The organism is Hyalangium gracile (genome assembly GCF_020103725.1).
GTDB lineage: Bacteria > Myxococcota > Myxococcia > Myxococcales > Myxococcaceae > Hyalangium > Hyalangium gracile.
The window spans coordinates 208,042-222,072 of the sequence record NZ_JAHXBG010000009.1; the positions used below are offsets into that span (position 1 = coordinate 208,042).

15 protein-coding genes are annotated in these 14,031 nt (G+C 69.0%); 8 read left to right on the forward strand and 7 right to left on the reverse strand.

Going from position 1 to position 14,031, the window contains the following annotated elements; all coding sequences use genetic code 11:
* The first annotated feature begins 350 nt into the window (after positions 1-350).
* From KY572_RS20185 to KY572_RS20205, 5 genes are all read left to right on the forward strand, one after another.
* Entirely contained in the window at positions 351-1,163 is an 813-nt protein-coding gene (locus KY572_RS20185) for a hypothetical protein (RefSeq protein WP_224244527.1), read from the forward strand.
* Between the two features lie 237 nt (positions 1,164-1,400).
* Positions 1,401-1,829, forward strand: coding sequence for a hypothetical protein (locus KY572_RS20190; protein ID WP_224244528.1), 429 nt, complete (start codon positions 1,401-1,403; stop codon positions 1,827-1,829).
* 300 nt (positions 1,830-2,129) lie between these two features.
* Positions 2,130-2,831: a MotA/TolQ/ExbB proton channel family protein gene (locus KY572_RS20195; protein WP_224244529.1), complete on the forward strand. Its 702-nt coding sequence runs from the start codon at positions 2,130-2,132 to the stop codon at positions 2,829-2,831.
* 3 nt (positions 2,832-2,834) lie between these two features.
* Positions 2,835-3,278: an ExbD/TolR family protein gene (locus KY572_RS20200; protein WP_224244530.1), complete on the forward strand. Its 444-nt coding sequence runs from the start codon at positions 2,835-2,837 to the stop codon at positions 3,276-3,278.
* 12 nt (positions 3,279-3,290) lie between these two features.
* Positions 3,291-4,079 (forward strand): energy transducer TonB, encoded by a 789-nt coding sequence (locus KY572_RS20205; RefSeq protein ID WP_224244531.1) that lies wholly within the window; start codon positions 3,291-3,293, stop codon positions 4,077-4,079.
* On the opposite strand, the gene KY572_RS20210 is transcribed toward KY572_RS20205, so the two are convergent.
* The 3 genes from KY572_RS20210 to KY572_RS20220 all read right to left on the reverse strand — a co-directional run bounded on the left by KY572_RS20210 (position 4,076) and on the right by KY572_RS20220 (position 5,985).
* The gene (locus KY572_RS20210) at positions 4,076-4,606 is read right to left on the reverse strand and encodes a MarR family winged helix-turn-helix transcriptional regulator (RefSeq protein WP_224244701.1); all 531 of its coding nucleotides are present in this window, start codon (positions 4,604-4,606) and stop codon (positions 4,076-4,078) included. The genes KY572_RS20205 and KY572_RS20210 overlap by 4 nt on opposite strands.
* A gap of 164 nt (positions 4,607-4,770) precedes the next feature.
* Entirely contained in the window at positions 4,771-5,223 is a 453-nt protein-coding gene (locus KY572_RS20215; RefSeq protein ID WP_224244532.1) for a hypothetical protein, read from the reverse strand.
* Between the two features lie 117 nt (positions 5,224-5,340).
* Positions 5,341-5,985, reverse strand: coding sequence for an NADPH-dependent F420 reductase (locus tag KY572_RS20220; protein WP_224244533.1), 645 nt, complete (start codon positions 5,983-5,985; stop codon positions 5,341-5,343).
* A gap of 294 nt (positions 5,986-6,279) precedes the next feature.
* On the opposite strand from KY572_RS20220, the gene KY572_RS20225 reads away from it, so the two are divergent.
* Positions 6,280-6,849 carry a hypothetical protein gene (locus tag KY572_RS20225; protein ID WP_224244534.1) on the forward strand — a complete coding sequence of 190 codons (570 nt, stop codon included), beginning with the start codon at positions 6,280-6,282 and terminating at the stop codon, positions 6,847-6,849.
* A gap of 21 nt (positions 6,850-6,870) precedes the next feature.
* Here the strand turns inward: KY572_RS20225 and KY572_RS20230 are convergent, their stop codons facing one another.
* Complete coding sequence (locus KY572_RS20230) at positions 6,871-7,908, reverse strand: Rieske 2Fe-2S domain-containing protein (RefSeq protein WP_224244535.1); 1,038 nt, start codon at positions 7,906-7,908, stop codon at positions 6,871-6,873.
* Between the two features lie 118 nt (positions 7,909-8,026).
* On the opposite strand from KY572_RS20230, the gene KY572_RS20235 reads away from it, so the two are divergent.
* Both KY572_RS20235 and KY572_RS20240 read left to right on the forward strand, forming a co-directional pair.
* Positions 8,027-9,424, forward strand: coding sequence for a DUF1570 domain-containing protein (locus KY572_RS20235; RefSeq protein WP_224244536.1), 1,398 nt, complete (start codon positions 8,027-8,029; stop codon positions 9,422-9,424).
* A 50-nt stretch (positions 9,425-9,474) separates the two neighbouring features.
* The gene (locus KY572_RS20240; protein ID WP_224244537.1) at positions 9,475-10,380 is read left to right on the forward strand and encodes a DUF547 domain-containing protein; all 906 of its coding nucleotides are present in this window, start codon (positions 9,475-9,477) and stop codon (positions 10,378-10,380) included.
* A 205-nt stretch (positions 10,381-10,585) separates the two neighbouring features.
* Here KY572_RS20240 and KY572_RS20245 read toward each other — a convergent pair whose 3' ends face one another.
* The 3 genes from KY572_RS20245 to KY572_RS20255 are packed head-to-tail and all read right to left on the reverse strand — an operon-like array spanning position 10,586 to position 13,764.
* Positions 10,586-11,815, reverse strand: a complete 1,230-nt coding sequence (locus tag KY572_RS20245; RefSeq protein WP_224244538.1) for a sugar ABC transporter permease — start codon at positions 11,813-11,815, stop codon at positions 10,586-10,588.
* Positions 11,812-12,600, reverse strand: a complete 789-nt coding sequence (locus tag KY572_RS20250; RefSeq protein ID WP_224244539.1) for an ATP-binding cassette domain-containing protein — start codon at positions 12,598-12,600, stop codon at positions 11,812-11,814. The genes KY572_RS20245 and KY572_RS20250 overlap by 4 nt, the downstream gene beginning before the upstream one ends.
* A 21-nt stretch (positions 12,601-12,621) precedes the next feature.
* Positions 12,622-13,764, reverse strand: a complete 1,143-nt coding sequence (locus KY572_RS20255) for an ABC transporter substrate-binding protein (protein ID WP_224244702.1) — start codon at positions 13,762-13,764, stop codon at positions 12,622-12,624.
* Positions 13,765-14,031: the final 267 nt, after the last annotated feature.

Sequence of the window (14,031 nt, forward strand, 5' to 3'; positions counted from 1 at the left end):
CTGGCACCTCCGATGAAGAGTACCGACAGGCACTGGACATGGCGCGACGCGTCACGAGGCTGCTGGGCGTGTCTCGCGATGGCAGTTCTCGCCTGGTGGTGCGGTTGATGCTGGAGGACCAGCGGCTCGTGGGCTGGGAGCCGGGAGAACTGGACTCCTCGGGCGATGGCCCCCTCCTCCACCCTGGCGAGGAAGCAGTGACCACGGTCCTCGGAGCCTTGCTGCCCTTCATGCGCGGAATGGGCGAACGCTCGGTGGCCCTCACGCTGCACGGCAGGCACAGGCACGGAGACGCCCAGCCTCGCTGGCAGGTGGTGGAAGCTCGCACGCTGGAGCCACCGCCACCGCCCATGGAGGTGGCGGACTTCCACCAGGAGTACCGCGCACTGCACGAGCACATCCTCGTCGAGTTCCAGGATCAGTCGCGCCAATACGCGGTGCTCGCGGCGGGCTTCACCCTGGAGCAGATCGCCTACGCCGTCGTGGGCGGCCTGCTGATCAAGCGCGCTCTGGTGCTCATCGAAGTGGCGGCCCCCACCATCACCTCCGTCCTGGCGCGGGGCGGCAAAGGCGCGGTGAGCTGGTTCCGTACCGTGCTGGTGCGTGCGGCTCCCGAGGAGCGTGTGCTCCTCCAACAGTTGTGGATGAAGGTGGAGACGCAGGGGCTCAACTCACTCACGGTGGCGGAGAGGCAGCAGTTCGGTGCCCTCATGAGCCGCCTGGAGAGAGTGTTGAGCACGCCTCTGGACAACTATGCCAAGGACAGACTCCGCGAGTGGGCACGCCAGGAGTACTTCACTCTGTACAATCCTCAGTTCGCCAGGCTGCTGGGAACCCAGGAAATGAAGTTCTACCAGGTGCATCACCTCCATCCGATGGAGTATGCCCACCTCTTCCCGAAGCTGGATATCAACGGCGGATTCAACCTCACGGCCGTCCACGTGGATGTTCACCGCAGCATCAGTGCTGTCTGGCGCTCACTTGGAGGAGCCTCGGAACGGATGAAACCTCAGGACGTCGAGCGGGCAGTGGAGATCATCCACCGCCATTACCACCGCTGGTTCGGGAAGCGCTTCGATCCAAGAGAGGCCTCGGCTCTGGCCAACGCCAAGAATGCTGCGCTGGAAGAGATGGCTGCACTCAAAGCATCACTGACTCCATGAGCTGAGAGACAAGGCTGCATGCCTGATACGGCCCCGCTTCCAGGATTCGACCGGCTCGTCGGCATCTGCCAGCGCCACGCCCTCGCCTTGAGCCTCTCTCCCCCGCTCTCAACCGCGCCCAAAGCTGGAGAGCTGCTCTTCGGCGAGCCTGTGGACCCTCAGCTGGCAGCCGTCTACTCGCGCCTGGGCGCCGCTGAACTCGGTCCACTCACTCTCTACCGACCCGGCTCTGAATGGATGGATCTCGTTCCGTGGAATGAGCGGCTGAGGGAAGATGGAGCGGAGCCCTTTCGCTCCTGTCTCGTCTTCGGAGAGAAGACGGGCTTCTCCTATTACCTCGGCACCGTTCCCACCCTGGCCAACGCCCACGCGCTCCAACCGGTCGTCTACATCGACGGTCACGAAGCTCCGTTTGCCATCCCCGTCGCCTCCAGCGTCGACCGCTTCTTCGACACCTACTCCCGTTACCTGGAGCGGATGGCCGTCGACCTCGAGTACGTCCATACGGGCTCTCCCGCCCTGCTCTTCCCCTGGAGCACGCCCGAACTCGTCGCCTCGGACGCTCCCCTGATCGCTCAGGTGCGCGCCGGCCGCTTCGATTTCCTGGCCCATGGCGCCCCGGGCGCACTCGAGTGGCTCGAGCAGTTGCGGCACACGCTCCCCTAGAAGCCAGGCGTCCCTCTACCCAGGGAAGCACACGTCTTCCCACTTTCTCCGCCTCACACTCCCAGCGCGGGCCTCAGCTCCGTCGGCCCCTGGCGGGGTCAGCCGCTCCAGGTCCTTTCTTGCGGCCTGGGAAACGAGCGCCAACCTGCCGATTCATTTGACTTTTTGTCCCCGGAGAAGAATGGATGCGGCGCTCTGTTCGAGCCTCGGGTCCCGATGGACCCCGTGACACAACCAGCACGTGGCATTTCCACGCAAGGCCGGTGTTCTGCTGGTTCCCTCTCACCGATGCAGGCTTCCATGACGTCCCTCCTTCTCCTCGTCCAGGCTGGCCAGCCCGAGCTCGGCTGGCTGAGCCGCAAGCTGCTCGGCGTCACTCTCTCCAGCGCGGAGTGGGTGCTGTGGCTGCTCGTCACCCTGTCCGTGCTCTCCATCGCGCTCATGCTCGAGCGCGCCGTCTACTTCGCCACCCACCGGCTCAGTGACTCGGAGGCCCTGGCCGTCAAGCTGGCCCGCGGCGAGTTCGACGCCGTGCGCGCCGCCATCCAGGGCAAGAAGGGCATGGAGGCCGCCGTCATCCGCGAGGGCCTCGACTCCACCGCCCAGGGCCCCGACACCGTCGAGCAGGTGATCGCCTCCACCGTCTCCCGCGAGCGCCCCCAGTACGAGCGCTACCTGTCCTTCCTGGGCACCCTGGGCAACAACGCGCCGTTCATCGGCCTGTTCGGCACGGTGCTCGGCATCATCAAGGCGTTCAACGACCTGGGCGCCACCAACGTCAAGGGCGCCGCCATCCAGCAGACCGTGATGGCCGGCATCTCCGAGGCGCTCGTCGCCACCGCCGTGGGCCTGGCCGTGGCCATCCCCGCCGTGGTCGCCTTCAACGTCTTCAACCGCCAGCTCAAGACGCTCACCAGCCGCACCAATGCCCTGGGCTTCGCCCTGGTGGGCAGCCTGCGCGCCGAGGGCCGCAAGACCGCCACCTCCGCGGAGGGGCGCTAGGCCATGGCCGGCGGTGCGCAGCAGGACAACGAAGAGGAAATCACCGGCATCAACGTCACGCCCCTGGTGGACATCGTGCTGGTGCTCCTCATCATCTTCATGGTGACGGCCAACTTCATCGTCCGCGAGACGGTGGAGGTGGACCTGCCCCGCGCCGCCAACGGCGGCGAGACGGTGCAGGGGCTCGTCAACGTCGTCCTCGACAAGGACGGCAAGCTCTACTTCGACGGCACCGAGGTGCCCGAGGACGAGCTGAATCGCAAGGTGGCCGAGGCGGTGGCCAAGGACAAGGACACCCGCGCCATCATCAGCGCCGACCAGAGCCTGCCGTACGGCCGGGTGATGCACCTCATCGACGTGGTGAAGGGACAGGGCATCGCCAAGTTCGCCCTCAACATCCAGAAGGATGCCGCGCCCACACCCGCGGCGGCTCCCGCGAGTCCCTGAGGCGAGGCGCCCATGAGCCAGGCGATTCTCGACAACCCGCTGCCTCCACGCCGCTCGTCGCAGTGGGCCCTCGTGTTCGTGCTCGTCTCGCTGGCGCTGCACGGCGTGGGCCTGTTCGCGCTCAGCCGCATGAAGGACCGCGCCATCCACGAGGCGCAGAAGCCGGTGGAGCTCGTCATGGTGGAGGTGCAGAAGCCTCCGCCTCCGCCCCCTCCCCCCAAGGAGGAGCCCAAGCCCCCCGAGCCTCCCAAGGCCAGGCCCCCGCCCAAGCCGCCCCCCGTGAAGGTGGCCCAGGCGGAGAAGCCGCCCCCGCCTCCGCCGGAGCAGGCCCCGCCTCCGCCCAACGAGCCGCCCCCCGAGCCCACCAAGCCGGTGCCGCTCGTGGTGGGCATCTCCATGTCCTCCACCACCGCCGCCGGCGGCTTCGCCGCGCCCGTGGGCAACACCGCCTACGGCAAGGTGGACAGCAAGGCCAAGGCCCCCAGCGAGGTGAAGGAGTACGCGGCGCCCAAGTACACCCCCATCTACCAGGTGGACTCCGAGCCCCAGGTCGCCTCCGAGGTGAAGATCCCCTACCCCGAGGAGGCCCGGCGCGCCGGCATCGAGGGCACCGTCACGCTCTCCATCACCATCGATCCCGAGGGCAAGGTGGTGGCCGCGAAGATCATCTCCGGCCCCGGCTACGGACTGAACGAGGCGGCGCGCGACGCCATCAAGCGCTTCCGCTTCAAGCCCGCCATCAAGGGCGGAGAGGCCGTCTCCACGGAGATGAAGTACGCCTACACCTTCCTGCTGGACTAGCCCGGCTTGTCGTCTCGCGCGGGCAGCGGAGCACAGCTCCCGCGCGAGGCCTCCCGCTGCTCGCTCAGCTTCGCCACCGCGCGCACCATCACGTCGCGCAGCGCGCGCAGGTCCTCCGCCGAGAGCGCCGAGATGGCCGCGGGCGGCTCGGCCACCCGCTCCATCAGCCGCTGCCGCACCTCCGCGCCCGCCGCCGTGAGACACAGCAGCTTCACCCGCCGGTCGTGCTCCGCGCTGCGCCGCTCCACCAGGCCCCGCGCCTCGAGCCTATCCACCAGCCCCGTCACGTTCGAGGCATCACACGCCAGGTAGCTGGCCATCACGCTCATCGGCTGCGGGCCGTAGCCCAGCGTTCGCAGCATGTGCGCCTGCACCGTCGACAGGTCGAACTCCGCCGCCAGTCCCGGGAAGTGCCGCATGCGCTCCTGGATGAGCTCGAAGAGCGGCTTCCACGCCTCGCGCGCCAGATTCTCCTCGGGTCTGGAGGAGCCCACCGCCTCGCTGCTCTGCGTCGCGCGGGCCTCCATCCCTTCCACTTCCGTCCTGCTCATGGCGCCATCGTAATTCACTCGTGGCACCTCGACAATTGACTTCCTCAACCATTGGGGATGACAAGCTCACCGGTTCCCCGTGTGCCTGGAAGCCACGGGACGGGGCAGCCTGATGGCCCCCCGCCCCGCTCACGCCGCGCTCAGCAGGCGATGTCGAGGCAGGAGGCGCCCTTCGGCGCGCAGACGCCGCAGCTCGGGTTGCAGCACCAGGTGCCCGCGCCGCAGCTGTTGCCACCGCAGGAGCCGCCCAGCTGCTGCTCCTCCGGGGGCAGCGGCTTCATGGCCGCCGCCTCGGGCTGCTGCGGCTGCTGCGCCACCTCGCACATCACGTCCAGACATGAGGCGCCCTTCGGGGCGCAGACGCCACAGCTCGCGTTGCAGCAGTAGGTGCCCTTGCCACAGGTGTTGCTGCCGCAGGGCACGCCGATGACGTTCTCGTCCGCCTCCGCTCCGCCACCGTTGTGGAGGCCGGCGCCAGCAACGGGGTCGACGTTCGCATGCTGAGCCTGCGTGTCGGTGGACTCCTCCACCGTGCCGCCGCACGCCGAGGCCATCAGGGCCAACACCGCGACTGCCATCCAACGAAGCTTCATGGGAACTCCCGTGGGTAGAGGGACACTGCCGGCGCGGGAAGGTACGGAAGCCTCGACTCAAAAAACAGGACTTCCTGCATCTCTTTGAAATCCAGCCAGAGCCGCAACCCTCCTACATCAGCCACGCTTGAGCAGCTTGAAGGCCACCTCGCGGCCCTGCCCGGCCCTCAGGGCCAGGTGGATCCACAGGATGGCCAGGGACTCCAGGTGGGCCGCGTTGCGCATGGGGCCCACGTCGATGGGCGTGAAGCCGGCACGGGTGGCGATGGAAGCCACGAGCGCCTTGGCCTCCGCGTCGTCTCCGGCCAGCTGCACGTCGACGGACGTGGTGCCAATCTTCGGATCGAGGTGGAACTCGGAGCCGAAGGTGGAGAACCCCTTCACCACGCGAGCCTTCGGGAAGGCCTTGGCGAGCGCGGCGGTCAGCGAGCCCTCGGGGGGCGGGGTGTGAACGGGACCGTCGTCCCACCGGAGCGGGTTGTTGCAGTCCACGAGCACCTTGCCGGAGATGTCTCCCAGGGAGCCGGCGGCCTCCACGACGGCGTTGCCAGGCACGGCGAGGATGATGACGTCGGCCCACTTGGCGGCCTCGGGCACGCTCGTGACGTCCGCCCTGCCTTCGCACCGGGCGAGCACGTCCTTCAGGTCCTTGCCCTCGCGGACGCCGAAGCGGATGGAGAAGCCACTGCGGGCAAGGAGGATGCCCAGATTGCCGCCGACGTTCCCGGCACCGATGAGGGCAATACGAGGGTTCTGGCTCATGACAGGACTCCTGGGAGATGGGGAGGGCATGAGGCCGCTCCCCTGGCCCGGAAGGTCTAGCGCCCCCATTCCCAGGGCTGTGTTTCATTTCTCGCAACGGGATGTTGCATGCGGCGCAACCCTCCACGGCCTGCTCCAGGGTGGACGGGGCCCCTGCGCCATCCCGGAGCACGCCGCCCCAGAGTGGAGCATCCCTCCGGGCGGGGCTCCGTCACGAGCGCCAGTGCTTTTGCGGGGTTGGCCATGGCACGGCAGGTGCTTTCCAGGAGAGCGTGACTTTCCTGAGGAGGCGCCATGTCGGGAGTTGATACGAACCTGCTCAAGCACTTCAACCTCGCGGCCCAGCTGGGCCATGACGGCGAGCACTGGGCCGCGCTCTCCGCGTATCGGTCGGTGATTGCCCGGGCCAGTGAGCCGGGGGGCCCGAAGAGCTCGCCGGCGTTCATCGCCACCGCGCGCATGCGGGTGGGGCTCTGCCTGAAGGACCTGGCGCTCCATGAGGAGGCGCGGCAGGAGTTCGCCGACATGGCGCCCTTGGCCGGTGCGCTCGCCCGCGCGGCGCGCTTCGAGTACCACTTCGCCTACGGCACCACGCTGGGGAGGCTCCGCCGGATGGAGGAGATGTACCTGGAGCTCCTCCAGGCGATGAGCGTCGCCGAGGCCATGGGGGACTACACCTCTCGGCTCGAGCGCTGCTGGGTGAAGCTGCTCTCCCACGCCGAGCAGGCGCGGGACTGGGACTTCCTGGAGCAGAAGGCGCGGCTGGCGGCGGACATCGCGCACAAGCGCGGGATGATGCGGCTCTACGTCTACGCCACGGACATGGCCTCGGTGGCCCGCCACCACCGCCAGCAGCTGAACTGAGAGGCGCCTCCGCGCCTTGCCTCAGCTGCCAGCGCTCTGGACGAGCGAGAGGGGCGCGGTCTCCTCCGTGGGGCCCTGAGCGAAGTAGATGCGCTCGAGCAGCTTGCGCTGATGGATGAGGGGCTTGTCGTACTTGCCCAGTCGCATGCCCTTGAGGCTGTACGGCGTGTCGGCGACGAGCGGGATGAAGCGCGCGTCATCGCGGATCTCGAACCAGGCGAGCACGCGCTGGGCCTGGCGCACCACGGGCAGCAGCGGCCGGAAGCGCGCGTCCAGGAGCTTGAGGAACGCGAAGACGTGGAAGCGGGTGGTGCGCGGCGTCTCCGGCACCATGAAGATGGCGAAGTGGTGGTGGAACGGGCGCGGCGCGCCCGAGGGCGCTCTCCAGTGGATGGAGTAGTTGGTCCGCACGGGATCGAAGCGCGTCACCCAGTCGTTGTGGAAGGTGTCGCCGGGCTTCAGCAGCAGCAGCCGCACCAGCCGGCTGGCCCGCTGGGGCGCGCGGTAGTGCACCTCCGTGCGGTCCTCGTGGTTCTCCGCGGAGTAGTCGATGTGGTGGGTGTCGTGGTCGTCCCAGCCCAGGCGCGTGTGGACGAACGGGGTGTGCTCGTCCTCGCTGAAGTTGTCGAGCGCCACGTGCAGCGGCGCGCGGAACAGCATGGAGAAGGCGCCGGTGAACTCGAAGCCCTCGGGCGCGAAGTCCGGGAAGGCGGACAGCGGCGTGTCCCGCGCGGAGAGCCACAGGTAGCCGTAGCGCTCGACGAGCTGGAAGGCGCGCGCGTCGCACTTCTTCAGGTCGGGCTGGCTGGGGCTGCGGCCGTGGCCCTCGGCGTCGAAGTTCCAGCCATGGTACGGGCACTGCAGCCGGCCGTCCCTGCTCACCTTGCCCGCGGAGAGCGGCGCGAAGCGGTGAGGGCAGGCATCCGCCAGCGCGGCGGCCTTCCCCGTCCCATCCCGGAACAGGGCGTAGGCGCGTCCGGCCAGCTCCACACGCAAGGGCTTCTTTTGAAGCGCCCGGGCTGGCAGAACGGGGTGGAAGAAGCGGGTGACATCCGGCATGGGTTCCATACGCCTCAACATAATGCCCCTGCTCGGGGTGGTGCTGGCCCTCTCGGTCGCCTGCGTCCGGCGCCCCCTCGCCACATGTCCGGACAAGGGGGGACACACGTGGCGCGAAGTGAACAGCCCTCACTTCCGAGTATTGACGGACCTGGGCAACCGCGTGGCCCGCCTGTCGGCCTTGGAGCTGGAGCAGCTGCGCGCCGCCCTGCTCCTCGTCTGGGGGAGCCCGGTGGATCCCGCCGGCCAGGTGGAGGTCATCGTCGCCCGCAGCGACGTGGAGCTGGAGGAGTTTACCCAGGGCGCGCCCATGGAGGCGTTCCTGGACTCCTCCGGCCGGAGCCCGCTGATGGTGATGGCGGGAGACGGGGAGTACCTCCTGCAGCGCCCCGAGTCCCTGCAGGTGCAGGCGCACGAGCTGGCCCACCACATCGGCCGCTTCGTGATGGTGCGGCAGCCGCGGTGGCTCTCGGAGGGGCTGGCCACCTACCTCCAGACGGTGCGGTTCACCAACCTGCGCAGGAAGGCCACGTTCGGGGAGTTTCCTCCGGACTACGCCCGCTACCTGCGCAGCCACCGGCGGCTGCCGATGAAGCAGCTGTGGACGTGGGATCGACGGCCGTATGCAAACTCGGAGGACTCGCTGCCCTACTACGCGACGTCCTGGCTGTGGGTGGTGTACCTGATGGACCGCCAGCCGGAGCGCTTCCGGAGCTTCCAGGAGCGGCTGTCGCGCGCCGAGGAGCCCCGTCAGGCCTGGGAGGCGACCTTCCAGGACGTGCCTGGGCTGGAGGAGGACCTCCAGAAGTACGAGCCGAAGGAGGAGGGACGGCTCACGGTGGAGCTGCCACCCATCGCTCCGGAGCTCGAGGTGAGGGAGCTGGACTGCGCGGAGATCCACGCCCTGCGCGCTCGGCTCTTCCTGCGCAGCCCGGGGCCGCGGCGCGTGGCGGAGCGCGTGCGGCTGGCGAACGAGGAGGTGAAGGAGGCGCTGCGCGAGGACCCGACGAACGTGAGCGCCGTGCAGCTGAGGGCAAGCTTCACTCCCGAGCCGGAGAAGCGGCTCGCCCTCGCGCGGGCGCTGGTCCAGGCCCGGCCGGAGAGCGGAGCCGCGTGGAGCCTGCTGGGCCAGTCACTCCAGGAGGCGGGCGCTCCGGCGGCAGAGCAGGTGAGCGCGCTCCAGCGGGCGCTGGAGCTGGAGCCGGAGGACGTGGATGCCCTGGTGGCGATGGCCTGGCTCCACACGGAGCAGGGCGCTACGGCGGAGGGGCTGACGAAGGCCGAGCGCGCCGTCCGTCTTGCGCCTGGGAGAGCCTCCACGCTGGAGGCCTACGCGGCGCTGCTCTTCCAGGCGGGGCGGTGCGAGGAGAGCGTCACCGCGCAGCAGCGAGCCATCGGCGTGCTGGGCGGCCACGTCACCGAGGCCCTCCGGCCCGCGGCGGAGGCCACGCGAGAGGCGATGCGGCGCAAGCTCGCGGAGTACGAGCGTCACTGCGTGGACGGGCGGAAGCGCTGAGCCCCAACGGGCGTCACTCCGGCGCGCTCGTGGACTACAGTGAGGGCGCCGTGGAAACCCCCGCTCCCAGCCGGCGCCGTCTCCTGCTCGTGATGGCGGCCTTCCTGCTCTCCGCCGTGCTCGCGGTGGGCGGAGTGCTCTACATGCACGGCCTGCTGCCGGCCTCCGTCCCGAGCGGGGACTTCCCCTTCCACTACGGCGGCTATGCGCGCGTGCTGCGCCACGTGAAGCCGGACGGGGACGTGGACTTCTCCGCCATGGGCCGGGAGCGCCTGGAGCTGGACACCTTCGTGCGCTCCCTGGCCACCTTCTCGCCGCGCTCGCGGCCCGACCTCTTCGAGAAGCCCGAGGACGCGCTGGCCTACTGGCTCAACGCCTACCACGCGCTGGTGCTGCAGGCGCTGGTGGACGAGTACCCCTACCTGGAGAGCGTCGAGAGCAAATGGCTGGGCAGCTTCTTCTGGAGCCGCTCGTGGCCGGTGGGAGGCCAGCGGCTGACGCTCTGGGCGCTGAAGCACCGCATCCTCCTGAAGGAGTTCGCGGACCCGCGCATCCACCTCGCCCTCTTCCGAGGCACGCGCGGCGGGCCGCTGCTGGATGGGGCCCCCTTCGAGCCCGCCTTCCTCGACTCGCAGCTCAACGACGCGGCCCGGCGCTTCATCGGCGACAAGCGCCACGTACGGCTGGAGGGAAACACCGTCCACCTGGCCCGCGTCTTCGACACCTACCGGGAGGACTTCCTCGCCGCGCTGCCCGAGGGCCGCCGAGGCACCGTGCTCCAGTTCGTCTGGGCCTTCCTTCCAGACACGTGCACGGACCGCTATGGCTGCGACACCCGGGGAGACCTCGATCGCGTGTGCGGCACGAAGCTCGACCAGTGCAGCATCGCCTTCGAGGCCGAGAATGTGTCGCTCCCGGATGCCGCCGAGCGCGGGCTCCGGACTGGCGCTCCGTAAACGCCAGCCCCGCCCCCTGTCGGCCGACGGGTTGCGAACTGGTATGCCTGTCATACCAGTTGGTGGCGCTCTGGACCGACACGGGCACCTCCCGAGAGGTTGTAGGGGCTCGGGGGGCGGTGTGCGCATCGCGCCCGGGGCCAGTCGGTCGAGCAGCGACAGACAGGTTGGGACGGCACGCGGGTGCCGTCCCCTGTGTCCCGTCTCAGGCCCGGCCCGCCGCCTGCCGTCCCCGCCGCGAGAGCGCGTCGATGGAGGCCGCCACGAGCAGCACCGCGCCCGTGACCATGAACTTCACGGACGAGGACAGCGCCAGCAGGTCCATCCCGTTGGAGATGGAGCCGATGACCAGCGCGCCGAGGATGGCCGACCACGCCGAGCCACGGCCACCGAAGAGGCTGGTGCCGCCGATGACCGCCGCCGCGATCGAGTTGAGCAGCACGTCACCGCTGCCCGAGGACTGGTTCACGGCCAGCAGGCGCGAGGACGCGAGGATGCCGCCGGCCGCGGCCATGGTCGACGCCAGCGTGAAGATGGCCACGCGGATGGTCTCCACGCGGATGCCGGCCCGCTTGGCCGCCTCCGCGTTGCCGCCCACCGCGAAGACGTGACGGCCGAAGCGCGTGCGCTTGATGAGCAGCTCGATCAGCACCACGAAGCCCGCGAAGATGAGCCCCGCCAGGGGCAGGCCGCGGTCCTGGGTGAAGACGGCGACGGCCGCCACCACCGCGCCGGAGATGACCACCATGCGCGCCACCGTGGAGCGCATGGGCGCCAGGGGCAGCCCCGCCCCCGCGCGCCGCCAGCGCTCCACCAGCACCGAGGCCACGTAGAGCAGGATGATCAGGATCGCCACCGGCCAGGCGATCTCCGCCTCGAAGAAGGTGCCGGTGAGCCCGGTGATGAGCGGGTCATTCAGGTTCACGGTGCCCGTGCCGCCCAGCGCGAAGAGCAGCGCGCCCTGCCACCCGAGCAGTCCGGCCAGCGTCACCACGAACGAGGGCACGCGCAGCCGGGTGATCCACAGGCCATGGAACAGGCCGATCCCCGCGCCCGCCGCCAGCCCCATGAGGATGGAGGGCACGGGAGCCCACTGCTGCTTCACGTTGAGGATGGTCATCACCGCGGCGGACAGGCCGCTCACGGCGCCGGCCGACAGGTCGATCTCCCCCAGGAGCAGCACCAGCACGATGCCCGCGGAGATCGTCCCCATGGCGGCGATCTGCAGCATCAGGTTGGTGAGGTTGACCGCGGACAGGAACCGCTCGTTGGCCATGTAGAAGATGAGCCAGATGACGACCAGCCCGATGAGGACGGGCAGGCTCCCCAGCTCGCCCTGGGACACGCGGCGGAGGAACCCCTGCCAGGCTCCCTTCAGCCCCGGGGCATCCTGGATGAGCCGGGGATCGACTGCGATTTCACGGGGGGCGCTCATGTGGCCTCCGGCTTGAGCGTCTCGACGACCTCGGTCTTCTTCACTCCGGTGATGGCGGCGACGACGTCCACCTGCTTGACGTCCTTCACGTCGAACGTCGCCACGCGCTTGCCCAGCCGCATGACGATGATGCGGTCGGCCACGGAGAACACGTCCACCATGTTGTGGCTGATGACCACCACCCCCAGGCCCTGCTCGCGCAGCCTGCGGATGAGGTCCAGCACCTGCTTGGTCTGCGCCACGCCGAGCGCCGCGGTGGGCTCGTCCAGGAGCACCACCTTGGGCGAGCCCATCATCGCGCGCGCCACCGCGATGGACTGCCGCTGTCCGCCGGACAGCGACGCCACCTGGGTGCGCACGCTGGGGATGCTCACGCTCAGGCGCTGGAGCAGCTCCGAGGCCTGCTGCTCCATGGCCGTCTCGTCCAGCCAGCCCGCCAGCTTCCGGATGCCCCCCGCGCGCAGCTCGCGCCCGAGGAACAGGTTGCCGACGACGTCCAGGTTGTCGCAGAGCGCGAGGTCCTGGTACACGGTGGCTATTCCCAGCGACGTCGAGGCCTGCGGCCCCGTCAGGGACACCGGCCGGCCCTCGAAGAGAACCTGGCCCTCGTCGATGGGGTTGATGCCCGAGATCACCTTGATCAACGTGGACTTGCCGGCGCCGTTGTCGCCCACCAGGGCGACGACTTCACCGGCGTGCACCTCGAAGTCCACCGCCGTCAGGGCCTGAACGGCGCCAAAACGCTTGGAGATGCCTCGAAGCGCGAGCAGCGGGGTCGCGGACATCCGTGCCTCCTGGCCGTGTGGCTACTGGAGCTGCGCCGTCGCGCAGGCTTCCTTGTAGCTGCCCGCGCAGATCTCGTCCGCCTTCCAGAAGCCGTCGGCGATGACGGTGCTCTTGACGTTGTCCTTGGTCACCGCCACCGGCGTGAGCAGGATGGAGGGCACGTCCTTCTGGCCGTTGTTCACCTTGGCGTTGACCTTGCCGGCCGGGGCGGGCTGCCCGCGGACCAGGGCCACCGCGAGCTCGGCGGCCACCTCGGCCTCCGGCTTGATGGCCTTGTACACGGTCATGAACTGCTCGCCGGCGACGATGCGCTGGATGCCGGCCAGCTCCGCGTCCTGGCCCGTGACGGGAGGCAGCGGCTTGACGCCCGCGGCCTTCATCGCGGCGATGGCGCCACCGGCGGTGCCGTCATTGGCGCAGTACACGCCGGCGATCTTGTCCTTGCCAATCGAGGTGATGGCCTGCTCCATCTGCTGCTGGGCCTTGTCGGGGCTCCAGTCCGGAGTGTCGTACTCGGCGCCGATCTTCAGGCCGCTGCCGTCGATGACGCTGTGCGCGCCGGCCTTGAACAGCTTGGCGTTGTTGTCGGTGGGCGCCCCGTTGATCATCACGATGGTGCCGCCGGCCTTGCCGTCCGCCTTGAGCTTGTCCACGAGCGCCGTGCCCTGCAGCTTGCCGACCTGCTCGTTGTCGAAGGAGATGTAGTAGTCCACGTCCGCGCCGGTGATGAGGCGGTCATAGCTGATGACGGGAATCTTGGACTGCCGGGCGCGCGTGACGATGGCGGCCGCGGAGGCCGAGTCCACCGGATCCAGCACCAGCACCTGGGCGCCGTTGGTCAGCGCGGCCTCGGCCTGGTTCTGCTGCTTGGCGGCGTCCTGGTCCGCGTTGCTGTAGATGACCTCGCACTCGGCGCACAGCTCCTTCACCTTGCGCTCGAAGTGCGGCCGGTCGTGGGACTCGTAGCGCGCCGTCTTCGACTCGGGCAGCAGCAGGGCGATCTTCCCGCCAGCCGGCTTCTTCACGGCGGGGGCGGTGCCCGTGGCGGTGCCCGTGGTGCCAGTGGCGGCGGTGTCTCCACCCGCCTCCTTGTTCTCCTTCTTACAGCCAGGGATCAGCAGCATCACAGCGGCCAGCACCGACGCGGCGCCGACTCGAGCCATCGAAGAACGGGTATTCAACTCGTCCTCCTTCTCGTGAAGGGTGAAGGGTGTGGGGAAGCGGGCGCGCATCCTGTCCCCACCCGTCAGGTACCGCAAGACTTTGTCTGAAAGCGCTAGTCAACGCCGCGCGCTGACGCAGCGGGCCATGCATGACGCACTGCTTCCTCGCGCACCTACGAAACGCCTGTTCATTGAGTCATCGAAAACCCGAGCATCTCTTTTCTCGATATTCGATAACCCGTGCGGCGCGGCCGGCTCCGCCTCATG

Excerpts from the sequence above, each read along its gene's own strand:
- KY572_RS20185 (WP_224244527.1), top strand. The coding sequence starts at position 351 with ATGGAGGTGGCGGACTTCCACCAGGAGTACCGCGCACTGCACGAGCAC.
- KY572_RS20190 (WP_224244528.1), top strand. The coding sequence starts at position 1,401 with ATGGATCTCGTTCCGTGGAATGAGCGGCTGAGGGAAGATGGAGCGGAG.
- KY572_RS20195 (WP_224244529.1), top strand. The coding sequence starts at position 2,130 with ATGACGTCCCTCCTTCTCCTCGTCCAGGCTGGCCAGCCCGAGCTCGGC.
- KY572_RS20200 (WP_224244530.1), top strand. The coding sequence starts at position 2,835 with ATGGCCGGCGGTGCGCAGCAGGACAACGAAGAGGAAATCACCGGCATC.
- KY572_RS20205 (WP_224244531.1), top strand. The coding sequence starts at position 3,291 with ATGAGCCAGGCGATTCTCGACAACCCGCTGCCTCCACGCCGCTCGTCG.
- KY572_RS20210 (WP_224244701.1), bottom strand. The coding sequence starts at position 4,606 with ATGGAGGCCCGCGCGACGCAGAGCAGCGAGGCGGTGGGCTCCTCCAGA.
- KY572_RS20215 (WP_224244532.1), bottom strand. The coding sequence starts at position 5,223 with ATGAAGCTTCGTTGGATGGCAGTCGCGGTGTTGGCCCTGATGGCCTCG.
- KY572_RS20220 (WP_224244533.1), bottom strand. The coding sequence starts at position 5,985 with ATGAGCCAGAACCCTCGTATTGCCCTCATCGGTGCCGGGAACGTCGGC.
- KY572_RS20225 (WP_224244534.1), top strand. The coding sequence starts at position 6,280 with ATGTCGGGAGTTGATACGAACCTGCTCAAGCACTTCAACCTCGCGGCC.
- KY572_RS20230 (WP_224244535.1), bottom strand. The coding sequence starts at position 7,908 with ATGCCGGATGTCACCCGCTTCTTCCACCCCGTTCTGCCAGCCCGGGCG.
- KY572_RS20245 (WP_224244538.1), bottom strand. The coding sequence starts at position 11,815 with ATGAGCGCCCCCCGTGAAATCGCAGTCGATCCCCGGCTCATCCAGGAT.
- KY572_RS20250 (WP_224244539.1), bottom strand. The coding sequence starts at position 12,600 with ATGTCCGCGACCCCGCTGCTCGCGCTTCGAGGCATCTCCAAGCGTTTT.
- KY572_RS20255 (WP_224244702.1), bottom strand. The coding sequence starts at position 13,764 with ATGGCTCGAGTCGGCGCCGCGTCGGTGCTGGCCGCTGTGATGCTGCTG.